A 20801-nucleotide genomic window follows, 5' to 3' on the forward strand; every position below is an offset into this window, starting at 1 on the left:
GGATTTTGCATCGCCGCAAGGCGGCAATCGAGAGAATCCCGGGGAGCTGAGATAACTCAGTGACTCGGGTGAACGAGTGCAGCCAACGCAGCGGCGGTGTAAAAGACGCCGAAGATTTTATATTGCCGTGGAAACTTTAGCCCATCTCCGGATGGGCTTTTTTCTCCGCGCATTCATGGTTCGAAGCACAGATTTCCGTCCTGAAAGGCTATAATGCACTAAATTAGTGCAGAGGAACGCTGTATGGCAACTGGCACGCTGCCCGACGCGGGGCAGATTCTCAACTCCCTGATCAACAGTATTTTGCTGGTCGATAACGATTTAGTTATCCATTACGCCAATCCGGCGGCTCAGCAATTACTGGCGCAAAGCTCACGTAAATTGTTCGGCACGCCATTACCGGAATTAACCGGCTATTTTTCGCTGAATATTGAGGTGATGAGCGAGAGTCTCGGAGCTGGCCAGGGCTTTACCGATAGCGAAGTCACGTTGGTGGTCGATGGCCGCGCGCACATTATGTCGCTCACGGCACAGCGCTTACCGGATGGCTTTATTCTGCTGGAAATGGCGCCGATGGATAATCAACGTCGTCTTAGCCAGGAACAAATTCAGCATGCTCAGCAGGTCGCGGCCCGCGATTTAGTGCGCGGCCTGGCGCATGAAATCAAAAACCCGCTGGGAGGATTACGTGGTGCCGCGCAGTTGCTGACTCGCGCGTTACCCGATCCTTCCCTGCATGAATATACGCGCATCATCATTGAGCAAGCCGATCGACTGCGTAATCTGGTCGATCGCCTGCTCGGCCCGCAACAGCCGGGCTTGCACGTAACGCAAAGCATTCATCAGGTCGCCGAGCGCGTGGTGAATCTGGTGTCGATGGAGTTGCCGGATAACGTCTCGCTGGTGCGTGATTACGATCCAAGCCTGCCGGAACTGCCGCACGATCCCGACCAGATTGAACAAGTGCTGTTGAATGTGGTGCGCAATGCCCTGCAAGCCTTGGGCGATGAAGGCGGCACCATTGTGATTCGCACGCGTACGGCCTTCCAGCTCACGCTGCACGGCACGCGTTATCGTTTAGTTGCTCGTATTGATATTGAAGATGATGGCCCAGGGATTCCGGCCCAGCTACAAGACACCCTGTTCTATCCGATGGTAAGCGGACGTGAAGGCGGCACCGGTTTAGGTCTGTCCATCGCCCGTAGCCTGATCGATCAGCATTCAGGGAAAATAGAATTTAACAGTTGGCCAGGACACACCGAATTCTCGGTTTACCTGCCTATTCGCCAGTGAGGTTTCTATGCAACGAGGGATAGTCTGGATCGTCGATGACGATAGCTCCATCCGCTGGGTGCTTGAAAGGGCACTCACTGGAGCCGGTTTGAGCTGTGCAACCTTTGACAGCGCTAACGAGGTATTGGACGCGCTCGCAAGCAAAACCCCAGACGTATTATTGTCAGACATTCGTATGCCTGGCATGGATGGACTTACGCTGCTGAAACAGATTAAGCAGCGTCATCCGATGCTGCCGGTGATCATTATGACCGCGCACTCCGATCTGGATGCCGCCGTCAGCGCTTATCAGCAAGGTGCGTTTGATTACCTGCCAAAGCCGTTTGATATTGATGAAGCGGTGGCGCTGGTTGAGCGAGCGATTAGCCATTATCAGGAACAGCAGCAGCCGCGTAATCAGCCCGTCAGCGGCCCAACCACCGACATTATCGGCGAAGCGCCGGCCATGCAGGATGTATTCCGCATCATTGGTCGTCTTTCACGCTCCTCAATTAGCGTGCTGATCAACGGTGAATCCGGTACCGGTAAAGAGTTGGTGGCACATGCGCTGCATCGTCATAGTCCGCGTGCGAAGTCCCCTTTTATCGCGCTGAACATGGCGGCGATACCCAAAGATTTGATTGAATCAGAGCTGTTTGGTCACGAGAAAGGCGCATTTACCGGTGCGAATCAGATTCGTCAGGGACGTTTTGAGCAGGCCGATGGCGGCACGCTGTTCCTCGATGAAATTGGTGACATGCCGCTTGATGTGCAAACCCGCTTATTACGCGTTTTGGCCGATGGCCAGTTTTATCGCGTTGGCGGCTATGCGCCGGTGAAAGTGGATGTGCGTATTATCGCGGCAACGCACCAGAATCTTGAGCTGCGCGTGCAGGAAGGCAAATTCCGTGAAGACTTGTTCCATCGTCTTAACGTGATTCGCGTTCATCTGCCGCCGCTGCGTGAACGCCGCGAGGATATTCCGCGCCTGGCGCGTTACTTCCTGCAGGTCGCTGCACGTGAGTTAGGCGTGGAAGCGAAGATTCTGCATCCGGAAACCGAAACCGCGCTGACGCGTCTGCATTGGTCCGGTAACGTGCGCCAGTTGGAAAATACCTGTCGCTGGTTGACGGTGATGGCAGCTGGCCAGGAAGTATTGATTCAGGATCTGCCGCCTGAACTGTTTGAATCGAGCACGCCAGACAATCCGGTGCAGTCGTTACCGGACAGCTGGGCCACGCTGCTGGCGCAGTGGGCAGATCGCGCCTTGCGTTCCGGTCATCAAAACCTGTTGTCGGAAGCACAGCCGGAGATGGAGCGCACCCTGCTCACCACTGCGCTGCGTCACACGCAAGGGCACAAACAGGAAGCGGCACGCTTGCTCGGCTGGGGACGTAATACCCTGACGCGTAAGTTGAAAGAGCTGGGAATGGAATAAAATAACAAAGGGAGCGTAATGCTCCCTTTATCTTTTATATCACGCGAGAAAATCGCTGCATGCGCACCTTTTGGCGCAGATACACATCGAAGCACATACAGATGTTTCGAATCAGCAAACGCCCGACGCCAGTAACGTGCAGACTGCGACCGCGCTGTTGCACTAATCCATCCGCCACCAGCGGCGCTAACAGCGCTAAATCCTCGGCAAAATAACGTTCAAACTCAATCGGGTATTGCGCTTCTATCGCGGCAAAATCCAGTGCGAAATTGCAGATTAAAGCTTTAATCACATCGCGGCGCAAACCATCATCATCACTCAACGTGAGCCCGCGCCACAGCGCATTGCCGCGCTGCTCGACATCTGCGTAATAGGCTTTCAACTCTTTGTGATTTTGCGCATAGCTGTCGCCCAGCATACTGATGGCCGACACGCCCAAACCGAGCAGATCGGTATCGCCCTGCGTGGTGTAGCCCTGAAAATTACGATGCAGTTCGCCGGCGCGTTGTGCCACCGCCAGTTCATCATCCGGACGCGCGAAGTGATCCATGCCGATAAACTGGTAACCTTCTCCAGTTAAGGTGGCGATGGTTTCCTGCAGGATTTGCAGTTTCTGTGCGGCGCCTGGCAGCTCGTCATCTTTAATCTTGCGCTGCGCTGCGAACAGCGTAGGCATGTGCGCATAGTTGAAGACGCTGAGGCGATCGGGATTGAGCGCAATAACGCGCTGTAAGGTGAAGGCGAAGCTTTCCGGCGTTTGCAGCGGCAAACCATAAATTAGATCGAGGCTAACCGAACGGAAGCCCTGCGCACGCGCACGCTGCACCAGAGCGAAGATAGTATCTTCATCCTGCACGCGATTCACGCGCTCCTGCACCGCTTTATTAAAGTCCTGCACGCCCATGCTCAGGCGATTAAAACCTTCCGCGCGCAGATGATCGATCATCTCCAGTTCGATTTCACGCGGATCAACCTCGATCGACATTTCAACATCATCGGCAATAGTAAAATTATCGCGTAGCAGCGCCACCAGCCGGCTCACCTGCTGCTGGTTGAGGAATGTCGGCGTACCGCCGCCCCAATGCAGCTGAGTGACGCAGCGCCCCGCAAACAAGGCCGCACGCTGGCGGATTTCCTGCTCCAGCACATCAAGATAGCGATCGGCTTTATGTAGCTGGCGCGTCACGATTTTATTGCAGCCACAGAAGTAGCAAAGACGATGGCAAAACGGGATATGCACATACAGCGATAACGGACGATCGGGATAGCGCTGAGCGGCGTGCTGAAAATCTGCCTCGCCAAAGTTCTCACTGAACTCGAGCGCGGTGGGATAAGAGGTATAACGCGGGCCAGCGTAATTGTATTTTTCGATGAGGTGCTGATCCCAATCAATCTGCTGCGATGACATGCTCACTCCTTACGGTGACGTCGTCTAAGAGAGGGCCGCGTAGCAGAAGAGTGGACGAAGCGATGGGCTGAACGCCGACGTAAACGCGACTTCAGACGCGACAGGCGGCGTAGTTTAAACAATAACCAGATCAGATAACATGTCAGCAGCAGCGCGAAAATTGATCCAGGCCAAAACATAGGTGAATACCTGTTCAGCGCGGCATGCGCGAAAACGCATGCCGATCAAGATTGGCCTTAATTGCCTTTGAGCAGGCGCATCATATCTTCTTCGGCCTGCTCATCTTCCGCTTCGTCATCCAGCGCGATGCCCAGTGTTTCCATTAGCTCGTCAATGCGGTCTAAGGTTTGATCCAGCCAGGCCTGATCTTCGCCACTCAGGGTTTCACCGTTTTCCAGACGATCCAGCAGCGTATCCAGACGTTCGTCATTTTCCAACTTCGCCAGCTCTTCTTGCGGCGTCAGGCGAACTTTTTCCGCTTTTGGTTTTGGCTTCGCTTCAGGCTTTTTCGCCGGCTGGGTTTTACCATCAGCGACTAATGCGATCGGCGTTTTGCTGCCCAGGCGTGGATCCTGAGCTTTTTTACCCTGACCTTTGCCAGCGGTTTGCGTTTCCGGATTAGCGCGGCTGCCAGGTTTGTGGCCGCTATGCTTTTTATCACGTTTGCGATCGCGCGCTTCCTGATTAAGGTCTTCACGCGATTTGCGTTTGGCTTTCGCAGCAGGTTTGCCACGCGGGGCTGATGCAGGTTGCTTCATGGTGTCCGGTCTCGGCGGTGCTTTGTGAGTTCAGTATAGAATTGCGGCGAAATCTAGCAGAAAGTAAGCAAAGAAAAAAGGCGATAGCCTATGCTATCGCCTTTTATCGCACCTTCATACGAAGGAAACACTGAATAAATCCTTTACGGCTCACAACGTCCCGGTTGCTCCATCGCCACATCGCTCCTGCGATTAATCCCTGTCCTTGTCCGATTCCTGCCTGAATCGCTTCCCGCCATGCTCCTGGTCATCCCCGACACTCCTGAGCTCATCATCCTGATGGGTGCTGCCGTGCACTGACAACAAATGTAGACTAATAGGTAAAATCAACAAGTGAGACTTGTCTCTATTTTAGAGTGGTATTTCCTACAAACACTTCAACCCATTGAAATTAAATGCCTAAAATCATTGTTAATATTCCATGAAGCGGTAATCGCTGGCAGTAAAAATCATAGATCTCTTACAAAATGACGCGTTTAGACGCTATCGGGCACTTTTGCGCCATTACAGGTATAATCAGCCCAATTGCCCGATTCATTTTGCTGGAGTTTCACTTTGTCTGCTTTGAACTATCACATGACCCATTTCATGCTCAGCGCCCCGGATATTCGCCATTTACCGGCGGATGTGGGCATAGAAGTTGCTTTTGCCGGGCGCTCGAATGCAGGCAAATCCAGCGCGCTGAACACCATCACCAACCAAAAGGGTCTGGCACGTACCAGTAAAACGCCAGGTCGTACCCAGCTGATTAACCTGTTTGAAGTGGTTGAAGGTAAATGTCTGGTCGATTTACCCGGTTATGGCTATGCCCAGGTTCCGGAAGAGATGAAGCGCAAATGGCAAAAGTCTCTGGCGGAATATTTACAGAAACGCCAGGCATTGAAAGGCCTGGTGGTATTGATGGATATACGCCATCCGCTGAAAGATCTCGATCAGAACATGATTGAATGGGCCGTGCAGAGCCAGATTCCCGTGCTGGTCTTGCTGACCAAAGCCGACAAGCTGGCATCCGGCGCGCGTAAAGCACAGCTGACGATGGTACGCGAAGCGTCGTTGGCCTTTAACGGTGATGTGCAGGTAGAAATGTTCTCGTCACTGAAGAAGATGGGCGTTGATATTGTGCGTAAGAAGTTGGACAGCTGGTTTAGCGAACTGGAGCCTGCGCAAGAAGGCGACGGCGAAGAAACAGCAGAGTAATTTTGTTGCGGCTTTTGCGAAAAAGCCCAATAAAAAACGCCCCAGTCATAAATGACTGGGGCGGCTAAATATTCAGCCAAATCCGATTACGTGAAGTAAAAGGTCTGAAAGATAGAACATCTTACCTCTGTACCCTACGCGACAAACTCTACCTGATTTTCCGCGCCCTACAAAGGGTTTTTTGTTGTTAAGTTTCAGGATTCGACATCTTTTTTACTAAGTTCATCACACTTTCACGTGTGCGATGTAGTTTAATTACTAGAAAAATGCTTAGCCGATAAGCAGTTACAAAACGCGCATTTAATAGACCGCTTTGTGAGGTTGCTGAACCGATTAAGTAAACATTTTTCTTATGATGATGTCAGCGGCACGCAAATGCCGCTGAATACGCATAATCAGTGCGCCTCATCCCAGTTATCGCCGGTTCCGACTTCAACCTGCAGCGGCACATCCAGCTTCATGCTGTTCTCCATCAGGTCACGGATGGTCTTAATCGAGCTATCTACCGCGTCGCTGCGAATCTCAAACACCAGTTCATCGTGTACCTGCATAATCATGCGCACGGCATCGTCTTTTTGCTCTAACAGCCAGCCATCCACCGCAATCATCGCGCGTTTGATGATGTCTGCCGCCGTACCTTGCATTGGGGCGTTGATCGCCGCACGCTCCGCTGCTTTACGACGAATGGCATTGCTGGAGGTAATATCAGGCAGCCACAAGCGACGACCATCAAGCGTTTCAACATAGCCTTTCTCTGCCGCCTTCGCGCGCGTCTCTTCCATATAACGCAACACGCCCGGATAGCGTTCAAAGTAGAGATCCATGTATTTCTTCGCCTCACCCGCGCCGATATTCAGCTGGCGAGAGAGACCAAACGCGCTCATTCCGTAGATCAGGCCAAAGTTGATCGCTTTAGCACTGCGACGCTGCTCGCCCGATACTTTGCCAAGCGCCACACCAAACACTTCTGATGCGGTGGCGCGGTGGATATCTTCGCCCTGAGCAAACGCATCCAGCAGACCTTTATCTTGCGACAAATGCGCCATGATGCGCAGTTCAATCTGTGAGTAGTCCGCAGCAACAATACGATTGCCCGAACCGGCGATAAACGCCTGGCGAATTCGGCGCCCTTCTTCGTTGCGCACCGGGATATTCTGCAGATTAGGATCGGTAGACGAGAGTCGTCCTGTCGCGGTTACCGCCTGATGATAGGAAGTATGCACGCGGCCGGTAACCGGATTGATCATCAGTGGCAGCTTATCGGTGTAAGTCGATTTCAACTTCGATAAACCACGATGTTCAAGAATCACTTTCGGCAATGGATAATCGAGCGCCAGCTCAGCCAATACTTCTTCGCTGGTCGACGGTGCGCCGCCCGGCGTTTTCTTGGTTGGCTTGATTCCCTGCTTTTCAAACAGAATGGTTTGCAGCTGTTTAGGTGAAGAGAGATTGAACGGTTCGCCCGCCAGCTCGTGCGCTTTCAGCTCCAGTTCGGCCACACGCGTGGTCAGCTCCTGCGAGTGTTTCGCCAGGATATTCTGATCAATCAGCACGCCGTTGCGCTCAATACGCGATATCACCTTCAACAACGGCATTTCAATCTCTTCAAATACCTGTTTCGGCCCCGCTTCCGGCTCCAGCTTCTCCCACATTTTCAGATGCAATTGCAGCGTGACATCGGCATCTTCCGCCGCATAGTGACCGGCTTGCTCGATAGCAATTTGGTTAAAAGTGAGCTGATTTTTGCCTTTGCCCGCGATCTCTTCAAACGTCACCGTTTTATGGTTCAGCCAGCGCGCGGCCAGGCTATCCATATCGTGTTTTCCACCCACGCTGTTCAGGCAATAGGATTCCAGCATGGTGTCGAATTTGATGCCGTTCAGTTCGATGTCGTAATTCTTCAGCACGCCACGATCGTATTTAAGATTCTGGCCAACCTTCGCCGCTTTGCCATCTTCCAGCAGCGGTTTTAGCTGCTTCAGTACTTCGCTACGATCCAGCTGATCTGGCGCATCCAGATAATCGTGGGCGACCGGCAGATAAGCCGCTTCACCCGGCGCGACGGCAAACCCAATACCGACAATGTTGGCGCTTAAGGTATCCAGCGAGTCGGTCTCAAGATCGAAAGCGAAGAGCTCGGCGCTTTTCAGCTTTTTCAGCCATTCAGTAAATGTCGCTTCATCGAGGATAGTGACGTAGCCATCCGCAGAGAGCACGCTGGTCGCTTCGGCAGCGGGCGCAGCAGGTTCGCTGAGGTGCGCTTTCTTAGTCTGCGCGTTGCTCTTTTTACCTTGTTGCAGCCATGAGCCATCCTGCAAATCGGTGATCCAGCGCTTAAATTCATAGCGGCTAAACAAGGTTTGCAGTGCTTCTACATTGGGTTCATTGACAACGAGCTGATCGCACGTCAGATCCAATTCAACATCGGTTTTGATGGTTGCCAGCTGATAAGACAGGAAAGCGACATCGCGATTTTGCTCCAGCTTCGCCGCCATGGTTTTCGCGCCGCGGAACGAGAGATCGGCCACTTTATCGAGATTGTCATAGATTGACTGCATACCACCCAAGCCTTGCAGCAGCGCCTGTGCGGTTTTCTCACCGACGCCCGGCACGCCCGGAATGTTGTCCGAGCTGTCGCCCATCATGGCAAGGAAATCGATAATCAACGCGGGTGGCACGCCATATTTCTGCTCGACCTCTTCCGGACCAAGCACAGTATTGGTCATGGTGTTGATCAAGGTGATCGCAGGCGTCACCAACTGCGCCATATCTTTATCGCCGGTGCTGATCAACACCGGGCGGCCGAGTTTTTCCGCCTCTAGCGCCAGCGTACCGATGACATCATCCGCCTCAACGCCAGAAACCGCCAATAGCGGCAGACCCATCGCTTTCACCATTTCATGTAGCGGCTCAATCTGCGCTCGCAGATCGTCTGGCATCGGCGGACGGTGCGATTTGTAGTGCTCAAACAGCTCGTCACGGAAAGTTTTGCCTTTCGCATCGAAGACCACAGCCACATGGCTTGGCTGATACTGCATCAACAGGCTCTTCAGCATATTGAGCACACCATACATGGCGCCAGTTGGCTCGCCTGCACTGTTCGTTAGCGGCGGAAAGGCATGATATGCACGGTACAGATAAGATGAGCCGTCGACCAGAATCAGGGGATTTTCTGCAATTTGCGCCATAGGTTCGTATTTTCTTCGTTGCGATAATGAGGGCTATAAGGATGCCACAACCGGAGGAGAATGTTGAATGCACTCGGGGAAGTCAGGATCTTTTTCGTCGTTACGCGGCATGGATCGCAAGGATCAATCTGTGGATAAGTTTGTGCGTAAAAATCATAACGTATTGTTATTTACGTTAATTGCAATTACTTTAATATTAAAAATTAAATTATATCAGTTAGTTAAATACTTACCGTGACCTCGTCCGCTCTAATGAAAAGACGATCGTCGATGTGGATATTAAGCGGAAGGTCAATAAATACATCTTATACGTATGAGAGAAAAGGCAATAAAAAACGCCGGCAGTGCCGGCGTTCTGAAAACTAAATTACTTCTTTTCTACCAGGAATTTCACTACGTTGGCGTAATCAGCAACGAAGTTGTCCATTGAGCTGGTATCCAGGCCACCGTTGTTAACCATATATTTGCCGTTAACAAAGATTGCTGGCACACCTTGCAGATTGACGTCTGCTGCCGCTTTCTGCTGCTGCGCAACTAGCGCTTTTACAGCGAAGCTGTTCCACGCTGCATCGTAATCTTCTGAAGAGATACCCGCCGCTTTAATAAAGGTCTCTTTCAGGCTTGCTGCATCGGTAACGGTTTGGGTTTTCTGAATACCATCGAAGATCGGTGCAGTAACTTTGCTTTCTACGCCCAGCGCCATGGCAACAGCCCATGCCTGAGTGACAACCGGACCGAATTGACCGCCAAGGAAATCAACGTGGTATTTGGTCACTTTCGTATCCGCCGGCAGGTTCTTTTTCACTGCATCGCTCACGTGATAAACGCGTTCGAACTGGTAGCAATGTGGGCAGAAGAAGGAGAAGAACTCCAGAACCTGCGGCTCACCCGCTACTGGCTTTGGCAAAGTAACGAACTGCTTACCCTCGTTGAACTGTGCCGCTGAGGCGCCAAATGCCAGCATTAAACCCACCAGCGCAAACATGATCTTTTTCATCGTGAAACAATCTCCTGAGTACTTCATTAATATTGCGGGCTAAGCTGCAACGGCGGTTCCTGTAACAGCCTTTCCTGCTCGATAAATAATGCAATCTGCCGGCGCCAAAAATCCTCATCTGTCATCCAGGGAAAGGCGCGCGGAAAAGCGGGATCCTGCCAGCGGCGTACCACCCAGGCCAAATAATAAACCATGCGCATAGCGCGTAAAGGCTCAATCAGTGACAATTCATGTAAATCAAAATCACCGAATTCATTATAGGCTTCCAGCAAAATGTCCCATTGAATCAATTGTTCCTGACGATCGCCATTGACCAGCATCCACAAATCCTGCACTGCTGGTCCGTTACGGGCATCATCAAGATCGACAAACATCGGGCCTTCACGCCACAGAATATTGCCGGGATGGCAATCGCCATGCAACCTTAACGGCTGCCATTGGCTATGCCAGCGCTGCTGCAGTGTCGCGCTGAGCTTATCAACGGCAGCAAGCAGTAAGTCCTTGAGTGAAGACGGAACTAACGCGCTTTGTTCCAGCTCCTGGCGTGCTTGAAACACATACTCTTCAAGGCCGAAGGTGGGCCGCCGCTGAAACAGGCTTTGCTTTGCGGTTTGGTGGATGCGGCCCAGAAAGCGGCCAACCCATTCCATCTGATCCTCGTTATCGGTTTCATATTGCCGCCCGCCTAAACTGGGGAAGACGGCGTACATGAAGCCGGCATGATGATTCAGCGTGCTGCCCTGCAGAACAAGCGGCGCGGCGACCGGCACTTCATCCTCTAATAAATCCTGAGTGAACTGATGCTCTTCAAGGATCTGTTGCGCGCTCCAGCGCTGCGGACGATAAAACTTAGCCACATAGCGGCGTTTATCATCATCGCTGAACTGATAGACGCGGTTTTCATAGCTATTGAGGGCGGTTAAGCCTGATTCGACACGCAGACCCGCATCCCAAAGTGCATCAAGGATGACATCGGGATTCAGCGTCTGGAAATTAAAGGCGGCTTCGCTCATCATTTGGCCTGTGTGTTACCTTTGCGATTAATGCGCAAGGATAACATTACTCATCATCCTTAATCACACCGCGTGCACGTAATAGCGCGGTTTTGAAGTCCACTTCATAATCCTTTTTCAGGCCGGGAATGACACTCTGGCTATCTGTGTCACGCATTTTGAGATGGTAAATCAATACATCATCGGTTAATTCACTTAATGGGCCACTGAAACCAGATTCCTGCGCCAGTTTTTGCAAAAATGCCAGCAAATTGAGATCGGGATCCTTTTGCCATGCCGGTTGCAGGAGCTCGAGCAGTTCATTGAGTCGGTGATATTTCATCATTGATTCCTTATGCAGATGGTACGCTGCCGCTCAGTAAGTATCGTCCAGAATGAAGCAAGGAGACGAAGATGACAGCTTTTACCGGCGTGATTCTCGCGGGTGGCCAAGGCAGCCGTATGGGAGGTCAGGATAAAGGGTTATTGATGTTACAGGGCGAACCTCTTTATCAGCACGTTTTGCGGCGGTTCCGACCGCAGGTCAATATTGTGTTGATAAGCGCTAACCGTAACATTGATCGCTATCAGGCAAGTGGTTGTCAGGTTGTTACCGATTCATTGCCCGATTATCCCGGACCGCTGGCTGGCATGCTCAGCGGTTTACGCAGCAGTGAAACCGAATGGGTCGCTTTCTGCGCTTGCGATACGCCATGGATCCCCAATGATTTCGTCGCGCGTTTATGGCAGCAGCGTAATGGTGCGCCCGCCGTGTGGGTGAAGTCTTCCCTGCGTGATCATCCATCCTTAGCGCTGGTCAATCGTGCGCTCGCTGATGATCTTGAAGCCTGGCTACTGCGCGGCAAGAGACGCCTGATGCAGTTTTTACATGAGCATGGCGGGCATGCCGTTGCGTTTTCGGATCCAGAATCTGCGTTTCGCAATATCAACACGCCAGACGACCTCGTGAATGAGGAAAAATGTTTATGAGCCTGCGCTTACTGGCTATTGCCGCGTGGAGCGGGACCGGAAAAACGACCTTGCTCGAGCAGGTTATCCCGCTGCTCAAAGCTCGGGGGATTCGACCAGGCTTAATTAAGCACACACATCATCAGATGGATATCGATACGCCGGGGAAAGACAGCTATTTACTGCGCAAAGCTGGGGCGGATCAAGTGATCGTCGCCAGTAATCAGCGCTGGGCGTTGATGGCTGAAACACCCGATAGACCGCTAAGCCTGATGCAATTAGCATCGCAGATGGATAGCTCGGCATTAGATCTGGTGCTGGTAGAGGGTTTCAAAGATGAGGCGGTCCCCAAAATTGCACTTTGGCGACGAGGCGTTAAAGGTAAGGTTGAGGATTTGCTGGATCAGTATGTAATTGCAGTCGCTACTGATGAAGATATAGAACTGAATTTGCCGGTATTGGATATTAATCAACCAATGCAGGTTGCTGATTTTCTTGCTCAGTGGCTGAAGAAGAGTTGAAATAGTGGTTTTTTACTAATATTCAGACGTAAAAAAGCCCCGAACTTTCGTTCGGGGCTTCTTCACTTAATTGATGCCTGGCAGTTCCCTACTCTCGCATGGGGAGACCCCACACTACCATCGGCGCTACGGCGTTTCACTTCTGAGTTCGGCATGGGGTCAGGTGGGACCACCGCGCTAAAGCCGCCAGGCAAATTCTTTGCGCAAAAACGAATAACATCCACTTCCGCTAAATCTTTAATCCGTAAAACAAGCTGAAAATATCGGTCTCTCAGACCAAAACGCCTCTGGCGTTGTAAGGTTAAGCCTCACGGGTCATTAGTACCGGTTAGCTCAACGCATCGCTGCGCTTACACATCCGGCCTATCAACGTCGTAGTCTTCAACGTCCCTTCAGGACTCTCAAGGAGTCAGGGAGAACTCATCTCGGGGCAAGTTTCGTGCTTAGATGCTTTCAGCACTTATCTTTTCCGCACTTAGCTACCGGGCAGTGCCATTGGCATGACAACCCGAACACCAGTGGTGCGTTCACTCCGGTCCTCTCGTACTAGGAGCAACCCCCCTCAATTCTCCAGCGCCCACGGCAGATAGGGACCGAACTGTCTCACGACGTTCTAAACCCAGCTCGCGTACCACTTTAAACGGCGAACAGCCGTACCCTTGGGACCTACTTCAGCCCCAGGATGTGATGAGCCGACATCGAGGTGCCAAACACCGCCGTCGATATGAACTCTTGGGCGGTATCAGCCTGTTATCCCCGGAGTACCTTTTATCCGTTGAGCGATGGCCCTTCCATTCAGAACCACCGGATCACTATGACCTGCTTTCGCACCTGCTCGAGCCGTCACTCTCGCAGTCAAGCTGGCTTATGCCATTGCACTAACCTCCTGATGTCCGACCAGGATTAGCCAACCTTCGTGCTCCTCCGTTACTCTTTGGGAGGAGACCGCCCCAGTCAAACTACCCACCAGACACTGTCCGCAGCCCGGATCACGGGCCTACGTTAGAACATCAAACATTAAAGGGTGGTATTTCAAGGTTGGCTCCACGCAGACTGGCGTCCACGCTTCAAAGCCTCCCACCTATCCTACACATCAAGGCTCAATGTTCAGTGTCAAGCTATAGTAAAGGTTCACGGGGTCTTTCCGTCTTGCCGCGGGTACACTGCATCTTCACAGCGATTTCAATTTCACTGAGTCTCGGGTGGAGACAGCCTGGCCATCATTACGCCATTCGTGCAGGTCGGAACTTACCCGACAAGGAATTTCGCTACCTTAGGACCGTTATAGTTACGGCCGCCGTTTACCGGGGCTTCGATCAAGAGCTTCTCCTTGCGGATAACCCCATCAATTAACCTTCCGGCACCGGGCAGGCGTCACACCGTATACGTCCACTTTCGTGTTTGCACAGTGCTGTGTTTTTAATAAACAGTTGCAGCCAGCTGGTATCTTCGACTGCCTTCGGCTCCACCCGCGAGGGGTTTCACCTGATGACAGCGTGCCTTCTCCCGAAGTTACGGCACCATTTTGCCTAGTTCCTTCACCCGAGTTCTCTCAAGCGCCTTGGTATTCTCTACCTGACCACCTGTGTCGGTTTGGGGTACGATTTCGTGTTACCTGGAGCTTAGAGGCTTTTCCTGGAAGCAGGGCATCAGTTACTTCACCACCGTGGTGGCTCGTCGTCACGCCTCAGCCTTAAGATATCCCGGATTTACCAAAGATATCAGCCTACACGCTTAAACCGGGACAACCGTCGCCCGGATAACCTAGCCTTCTCCGTCCCCCCTTCGCAGTAACACCAAGTGCAGGAATATTAACCTGCTTCCCATCGACTACGCTTTTCAGCCTCGCCTTAGGGGTCGACTCACCCTGCTCCGATTAACGTTGAACAGGAACCCTTGGTCTTCCGGCGAGCGGGCTTTTCACCCGCTTTATCGTTACTTATGTCAGCATTCGCACTTCTGATACCTCCAGCATGCCTCACAGCACACCTTCAACGGCTTACAGAACGCTCCCCTACCCAACAACGCATAAGCGTCGCTGCCGCAGCTTCGGTGCATGGTTTAGCCCCGTTACATCTTCCGCGCAGGCCGACTCGACCAGTGAGCTATTACGCTTTCTTTAAATGATGGCTGCTTCTAAGCCAACATCCTGGCTGTCTGTGCCTTCCCACATCGTTTCCCACTTAACCATGACTTTGGGACCTTAGCTGGCGGTCTGGGTTGTTTCCCTCTTCACGACGGACGTTAGCACCCGCCGTGTGTCTCCCGTGATAACATTCTTCGGTATTCGCAGTTTGCATCGGGTTGGTAAGCCGGGATGGCCCCCTAGCCGAAACAGTGCTCTACCCCCGAAGATGAGTTCACGAGGCGCTACCTAAATAGCTTTCGGGGAGAACCAGCTATCTCCCGGTTTGATTGGCCTTTCACCCCCAGCCACAAGTCATCCGCTAATTTTTCAACATTAGTCGGTTCGGTCCTCCAGTTAGTGTTACCCAACCTTCAACCTGCCCATGGCTAGATCACCGGGTTTCGGGTCTATACCCTGCAACTTAACGCCCAGTTAAGACTCGGTTTCCCTGCGGCTCCCCTATACGGTTAACCTTGCTACAGAATATAAGTCGCTGACCCATTATACAAAAGGTACGCAGTCACCCCATTAAAGAGGCTCCCACTGCTTGTACGTACACGGTTTCAGGTTCTGTTTCACTCCCCTCGCCGGGGTTCTTTTCGCCTTTCCCTCACGGTACTGGTTCACTATCGGTCAGTCAGGAGTATTTAGCCTTGGAGGATGGTCCCCCCATATTCAGACAGGATACCACGTGTCCCGCCCTACTCTTCGAACTCACAGTATGTGCACTTTCGTGTACGGGGCTATCACCCGGTATCGCGCGACTTTCCAGACGCTTCCACTAACGCACAAACTGATTCAGGTTCTGGGCTGTTCCCCGTTCGCTCGCCGCTACTGGGGGAATCTCGGTTGATTTCTTTTCCTCTGGGTACTTAGATGTTTCAGTTCCCCAGGTTCGCCTCGCAACACTATGTATTCATGTTGCGATGATGCACTGAGTGCACCGGGTTTCCCCATTCGGACATCGTCGGCTGTAGCGGTTCATATCACCTTACCGACGCTTTACGCAGATTAGCACGTCCTTCATCGCCTCTGACTGCCAGGGCATCCACCGTGTACGCTTAGTCGCTTAACCTCACAACCCACAGGCGTTTTGCAACGCTGCGGACTGTAAGCATTTGAGAGACTCGAACATGTTGTTATTCATTTCTTATTACGGAGAAATGAACCAACACGTCGTTTCAATTTTCAGCTTGTTCCGGATTGTTAAAGAGCAATATCTCAAACATGACGGTTAAGTCAGTTTTGAGATACTTCGTAGAGACACCTTTCACCTGTCACCAAGCAAGTGGCGTCCCCTAGGGGATTCGAACCCCTGTTGCCGCCGTGAAAGGGCGGAGTCCTAACCGCTAGACGAAGGGGACACGGGTAGTGTCACGACTTCGCAGCCGTCTTGCTCATTACTTTTTATCAGACAATCTGTGTGAGCACTGCGCGGGAAGGTATCTTCAGGTAAGGAGGTGATCCAACCGCAGGTTCCCCTACGGTTACCTTGTTACGACTTCACCCCAGTCATGAATCACAAAGTGGTAAGCGCCCTCCCGAAGGTTAAGCTACCTACTTCTTTTGCAACCCACTCCCATGGTGTGACGGGCGGTGTGTACAAGGCCCGGGAACGTATTCACCGTAGCATTCTGATCTACGATTACTAGCGATTCCGACTTCACGGAGTCGAGTTGCAGACTCCGATCCGGACTACGACGCACTTTATGAGGTCCGCTTGCTCTCGCGAGGTCGCTTCTCTTTGTATGCGCCATTGTAGCACGTGTGTAGCCCTACTCGTAAGGGCCATGATGACTTGACGTCATCCCCACCTTCCTCCAGTTTATCACTGGCAGTCTCCTTTGAGTTCCCGGCCGGACCGCTGGCAACAAAGGATAAGGGTTGCGCTCGTTGCGGGACTTAACCCAACATTTCACAACACGAGCTGACGACAGCCATGCAGCACCTGTCTCAGAGTTCCCGAAGGCACCAAAGCATCTCTGCTAAGTTCTCTGGATGTCAAGAGTAGGTAAGGTTCTTCGCGTTGCATCGAATTAAACCACATGCTCCACCGCTTGTGCGGGCCCCCGTCAATTCATTTGAGTTTTAACCTTGCGGCCGTACTCCCCAGGCGGTCGACTTAACGCGTTAGCTCCGGAAGCCACTCCTCAAGGGAACAACCTCCAAGTCGACATCGTTTACGGCGTGGACTACCAGGGTATCTAATCCTGTTTGCTCCCCACGCTTTCGCACCTGAGCGTCAGTCTTTGTCCAGGGGGCCGCCTTCGCCACCGGTATTCCTCCAGATCTCTACGCATTTCACCGCTACACCTGGAATTCTACCCCCCTCTACAAGACTCTAGCCTGCCAGTTTCGAATGCAGTTCCCAGGTTAAGCCCGGGGATTTCACATCCGACTTGACAGACCGCCTGCGTGCGCTTTACGCCCAGTAATTCCGATTAACGCTTGCACCCTCCGTATTACCGCGGCTGCTGGCACGGAGTTAGCCGGTGCTTCTTCTGCGGGTAACGTCAATCGGTGAAGCTATTAACTTCACCGCCTTCCTCCCCGCTGAAAGTACTTTACAACCCGAAGGCCTTCTTCATACACGCGGCATGGCTGCATCAGGCTTGCGCCCATTGTGCAATATTCCCCACTGCTGCCTCCCGTAGGAGTCTGGACCGTGTCTCAGTTCCAGTGTGGCTGGTCATCCTCTCAGACCAGCTAGGGATCGTCGCCTAGGTGAGCCATTACCCCACCTACTAGCTAATCCCATCTGGGCACATCCGATGGTGTGAGGCCCGAAGGTCCCCCACTTTGGTCTTGCGACGTTATGCGGTATTAGCTACCGTTTCCAGTAGTTATCCCCCTCCATCGGGCAGTTTCCCAGACATTACTCACCCGTCCGCCACTCGTCACCCGAGAGCAAGCTCTCTGTGCTACCGTTCGACTTGCATGTGTTAGGCCTGCCGCCAGCGTTCAATCTGAGCCATGATCAAACTCTTCAATTTAAGTTTGATTTGCTGAAACAAGTTCAGCGATGCTCATCTGTAAAACGTCATAATGAATTTCATTATGTGTTCACTCGTGAGGCTTTGATATTTTTTACGTCCGGAGACGCTGATATCAATCCTGCGAGTGCCCACACAGATTGTCTGATAAATTGTTAAAGAGCGTTGCGAACAGCGGCTGAACCGTCTGTCGCGAGGTGGCGTATACTACGCTACTCTCCTTCGGAGTCAAACACTTTTTTCAGCGTTTTCATCCGGCGGGATGAATTTCTTCACTCCCTGCTGAGCCGTCTGCGTTGCCGCTTTGCCGTCTCAGTGGTGGCGCATTATAGGGAGTTATTTGGAGGTGACAAGGGTTAATTGCAAAAAAATGACTGAGCGCCTCTTTTTTAAACGAACGCGTTAAAAACAGACATTTCCCGGCGAAGAATCAGTCAAAAGCGCCGCTTCATCGGCACAAATCAGCGCCATCACCTTAAACACCAATGCTATTCTCTTTAACCAAACGTAATTTCTTTGTCGCAGGCTGACAATTATTCGAGAAGGACTTTCAATGATTCGCTCCGCGCGCAGTATGGCCGGCTTGCCCTGGATCGCCGCCATGGCGTTTTTCATGCAAGCACTTGACGCCACCATCCTGAATACTGCGCTTCCTGCTATCGCCACCAGCCTTGAACGTTCTCCTTTAGCCATGCAATCCGCCATCATCAGTTACACGCTAACGGTGGCAATGCTGATCCCGGTGAGTGGCTGGTTGGCCGATCGCTTCGGCACACGCAAAATCTTCATTCTTGCCGTATCACTATTTACGCTGGGTTCGCTGGCCTGTGCCTTATCCGGGTCATTGAGCATGTTGGTGGTCTCGCGCGTGGTGCAGGGGATTGGCGGAGCGATGATGATGCCCGTCGCGCGCCTGGCGCTGTTACGCGCTTATCCGCGCAGTGAACTGCTGCCGGTGTTGAACTTCGTTACCATGCCGGGTTTAGTGGGGCCGATTCTGGGCCCAATGCTCGGCGGGTTGTTAGTGACCTACGCCAGCTGGCACTGGATATTCCTCATCAACATTCCCATCGGTATCGCCGGCATCTTCTATGCGCGCAAATATATGCCGGACTTCACGACACCAAAACGCCGCTTCGACTTTTTAGGCTTCCTGCTGTTTGGTTTGGGTTTGGTGTTGATCTCGGTCGGCATCGAACTGTTTGGCGAACGCGTGGTGTTGCCGTGGCAAGCGGTGTTGGTGCTGTTGAGCGGCATTGCATTACTTCTTCTCTATATAGTGCACGCACGTCGTCATCCGGCACCGCTGATTAATCTGCCAATGTTTAAAACCCGCACCTTCTCGGTCGGCATCCTTGGCAACATCGCTTCGCGTCTGGGAACCGGCTGCATTCCATTCCTGATGCCGCTGATGTTGCAAGTGGGCTTTGGTTATCCTGCGCTGATTGCCGGTTGCATGATGGGACCGACAGCGATTGGCGCGCTGCTGGCGAAATCCACTGTGACGCAAGTGCTGCATCGCTTCGGTTATCGCCATACGCTGGTGGGTATCACCATCATCATTGGCATATTGATCGCCACCTTCTCACTGCAATCGCCGGGTGGCAGCGTGGTGATGTTGCTGGCGGCACTGTTGATTCTGGGGATGGCGATGTCAACGCAGTTCACCGCGATGAACACCATCACGCTGGCGGATTTAAATGATGAGAACGCCAGCGGCGGGAACAGTGTGCTGGCGGTAACGCAGCAGCTGTCGATCAGCTTTGGTGTGGCGGTGAGCGCCGCAGTGCTGCGTTTCTATCAGGATGTCGAGGCGACAACCGTCGCGCAATTCCACGCCACCTTCCTGACGATGGGCGTCGTCACGGTGTTGTCTGCCTTTACCTTTATGATGTTACGTCCGGGCGACGGCCGTAATCTAATCGCCAACCGCGAGAAAAAGAAGAAATCGGCTTAGACCGAACCGCGTTCCACCAGCTCCGGCGTCAGCACCAGCGTTTGCTGACTGGCGTCGGGATCGCTCATACGATGAATCAAGGTATCAATCGCCAGTTCGCCTAACTCATCTTTCGGCTGATGGATAGTGCTAAGCGGCGGCGTCAGGTAACGCGCCAGCTCGATGTTGTCATAGCCCATCACCGCAATATCCTGCGGCACGCGCAATCCGGCCTGGAACAAGGCGTGATAGACGCCAACCGCCATCGCATCGTTGCTGGTAAATATCGCTTCTGGCAGCGTATCCAGCGTCAGCAGTTGATTCATGGCGTTGAAGCCGCCCTGAAACTCAAAATCGCCATCAACTACATAACCCAACGGAACCGATAATCCGCTGTTGGCCATCGCCTTATGGAAACCTTCAAGACGCAACCGCGCGGGGGTTTTATCCTGCGGGCCAGCAATACAGGCAATGCGCGTATACCCACGATCGATCAGATGCTGAGTTGCCAGCTCACCGCCGAGCAGCGCATTATCCTGAATAATGTCGCCGCGCCCTTCAAAAGGCGCCCAGTCCATCATTACCATCGGCACCGACGGATAACGATTGAGGATCTCCGCTGAAGGCAGATGAGTTTCGGTGCACATCATTAACAAACCATCGACGCGCTTTTGCATCAGCGTCTCAAGGCTGCGATTCATGCGTTCTTCATCGCCTTCGGTATTACACAGAATCAAGCTGTAGCCGCGTTCGTAGCAGCTGTTTTCCACGCCACGCACCACTTCGGAATAGAACGGGTTACTGCTGGCGGTCAGCAGCATGCCGATGGTGCGGGTTTGTTTGATCTTCAGGCTGCGCGCCAGCGCGGACGGCGCATAGTTAAGCTCGCGAATCGCCTGATCCACCTTTTCACGCACCTGCTCGCTGACAAAGCGATTGTTATTAATGACGTGTGAAACGGTGGAGGTCGAGACGCCCGCCAGGCGGGCGACATCTTTCATGGT

15 protein-coding genes, 1 tRNA gene and 3 rRNA genes are annotated in these 20801 nt (G+C 52.5%); 6 read left to right on the forward strand and 13 right to left on the reverse strand.

The features are described 5' to 3' along the window. Positions 1-243: 243 nt before the first annotated feature. Complete coding sequence (gene glnL, locus NQH49_RS19240) at positions 244-1293, forward strand: nitrogen regulation protein NR(II) (RefSeq protein WP_008109798.1); 1050 nt, start codon at positions 244-246, stop codon at positions 1291-1293. Between the two features lie 7 nt (positions 1294-1300). Continuing rightward, entirely contained in the window at positions 1301-2710 is a 1410-nt protein-coding gene (glnG, locus tag NQH49_RS19245; protein ID WP_256697870.1) for a nitrogen regulation protein NR(I), read from the forward strand. A gap of 34 nt (positions 2711-2744) precedes the next feature. On the opposite strand, the gene hemN is transcribed toward glnG, so the two are convergent. Together hemN and yihI are read right to left on the reverse strand one after the other, a co-directional pair. Beyond that, positions 2745-4118: an oxygen-independent coproporphyrinogen III oxidase gene (gene hemN / locus NQH49_RS19250; protein ID WP_256697871.1), complete on the reverse strand. Its 1374-nt coding sequence runs from the start codon at positions 4116-4118 to the stop codon at positions 2745-2747. 236 nt (positions 4119-4354) lie between these two features. Continuing rightward, complete coding sequence (gene yihI, locus NQH49_RS19255) at positions 4355-4876, reverse strand: Der GTPase-activating protein YihI (protein WP_256697872.1); 522 nt, start codon at positions 4874-4876, stop codon at positions 4355-4357. Positions 4877-5431: 555 nt separating this feature from the next. On the opposite strand from yihI, the gene yihA reads away from it, so the two are divergent. Then, the gene (yihA, locus tag NQH49_RS19260) at positions 5432-6073 is read left to right on the forward strand and encodes a ribosome biogenesis GTP-binding protein YihA/YsxC (RefSeq protein WP_008109805.1); all 642 of its coding nucleotides are present in this window, start codon (positions 5432-5434) and stop codon (positions 6071-6073) included. A 72-nt stretch (positions 6074-6145) separates the two neighbouring features. On the opposite strand, the gene NQH49_RS23570 is transcribed toward yihA, so the two are convergent. The 5 genes from NQH49_RS23570 to NQH49_RS19280 all read right to left on the reverse strand — a co-directional run bounded on the left by NQH49_RS23570 (position 6146) and on the right by NQH49_RS19280 (position 11593). After that, positions 6146-6193 (reverse strand): small protein SpfP, encoded by a 48-nt coding sequence (locus NQH49_RS23570; RefSeq protein WP_071892919.1) that lies wholly within the window; start codon positions 6191-6193, stop codon positions 6146-6148. 275 nt (positions 6194-6468) lie between these two features. Then, on the reverse strand, positions 6469-9261 hold the full coding sequence (gene polA / locus NQH49_RS19265; protein ID WP_256697873.1) for a DNA polymerase I: 2793 nt from the start codon (positions 9259-9261) through the stop codon (positions 6469-6471). Positions 9262-9628: 367 nt separating this feature from the next. Next, the gene (gene dsbA, locus NQH49_RS19270) at positions 9629-10258 is read right to left on the reverse strand and encodes a thiol:disulfide interchange protein DsbA (RefSeq protein ID WP_256697874.1); all 630 of its coding nucleotides are present in this window, start codon (positions 10256-10258) and stop codon (positions 9629-9631) included. Between the two features lie 26 nt (positions 10259-10284). Further along, positions 10285-11271, reverse strand: a complete 987-nt coding sequence (locus NQH49_RS19275) for a serine/threonine protein kinase (protein ID WP_256698464.1) — start codon at positions 11269-11271, stop codon at positions 10285-10287. Between the two features lie 46 nt (positions 11272-11317). Further along, positions 11318-11593 carry a YihD family protein gene (locus NQH49_RS19280; protein ID WP_061720519.1) on the reverse strand — a complete coding sequence of 92 codons (276 nt, stop codon included), beginning with the start codon at positions 11591-11593 and terminating at the stop codon, positions 11318-11320. Positions 11594-11664: 71 nt separating this feature from the next. Between NQH49_RS19280 and mobA the strand changes: the two genes are divergently transcribed. Then, a complete protein-coding gene (gene mobA / locus NQH49_RS19285; RefSeq protein WP_256697875.1) occupies positions 11665-12240 on the forward strand; it encodes a molybdenum cofactor guanylyltransferase MobA in 576 nt (191 codons plus the stop codon). Continuing rightward, positions 12237-12740, forward strand: coding sequence for a molybdopterin-guanine dinucleotide biosynthesis protein MobB (mobB, locus tag NQH49_RS19290; RefSeq protein ID WP_256697876.1), 504 nt, complete (start codon positions 12237-12239; stop codon positions 12738-12740). The genes mobA and mobB overlap by 4 nt, the downstream gene beginning before the upstream one ends. A 75-nt stretch (positions 12741-12815) precedes the next feature. On the opposite strand, the gene rrf is transcribed toward mobB, so the two are convergent. The 5 genes from rrf to NQH49_RS19315 form a co-directional block, all read right to left on the reverse strand. Continuing rightward, a 5S ribosomal RNA gene (rrf, locus tag NQH49_RS19295) occupies positions 12816-12931 on the reverse strand. A gap of 106 nt (positions 12932-13037) precedes the next feature. Further along, a 23S ribosomal RNA gene (locus NQH49_RS19300) occupies positions 13038-15943 on the reverse strand. A 214-nt stretch (positions 15944-16157) separates the two neighbouring features. Continuing rightward, a tRNA-Glu gene (locus tag NQH49_RS19305) sits at positions 16158-16232 on the reverse strand. A gap of 89 nt (positions 16233-16321) precedes the next feature. Continuing rightward, positions 16322-17861: ribosomal RNA gene (locus NQH49_RS19310) — 16S ribosomal RNA — on the reverse strand. The 16S, 23S and 5S rRNA genes sit together here with 1 tRNA gene alongside, the layout of an rRNA operon. A 402-nt stretch (positions 17862-18263) precedes the next feature. Beyond that, complete coding sequence (locus NQH49_RS19315) at positions 18264-18476, reverse strand: hypothetical protein (protein ID WP_256698480.1); 213 nt, start codon at positions 18474-18476, stop codon at positions 18264-18266. On the opposite strand from NQH49_RS19315, the gene mdtD reads away from it, so the two are divergent. After that, positions 18415-19818: a multidrug transporter subunit MdtD gene (gene mdtD / locus NQH49_RS19320; RefSeq protein WP_256697877.1), complete on the forward strand. Its 1404-nt coding sequence runs from the start codon at positions 18415-18417 to the stop codon at positions 19816-19818. The two genes, NQH49_RS19315 and mdtD, sit on opposite strands and share 62 nt — an antisense overlap. Here the strand turns inward: mdtD and rbsR are convergent. Beyond that, positions 19815-20798 carry a ribose operon transcriptional repressor RbsR gene (gene rbsR, locus NQH49_RS19325; RefSeq protein ID WP_256698465.1) on the reverse strand — a complete coding sequence of 328 codons (984 nt, stop codon included), beginning with the start codon at positions 20796-20798 and terminating at the stop codon, positions 19815-19817. The two genes, mdtD and rbsR, sit on opposite strands and share 4 nt — an antisense overlap. Positions 20799-20801: the final 3 nt, after the last annotated feature.

It is taken from the genome of Pantoea trifolii (assembly GCF_024506435.1).
In the GTDB taxonomy this organism is placed as follows: domain Bacteria; phylum Pseudomonadota; class Gammaproteobacteria; order Enterobacterales; family Enterobacteriaceae; genus Pantoea; species Pantoea trifolii.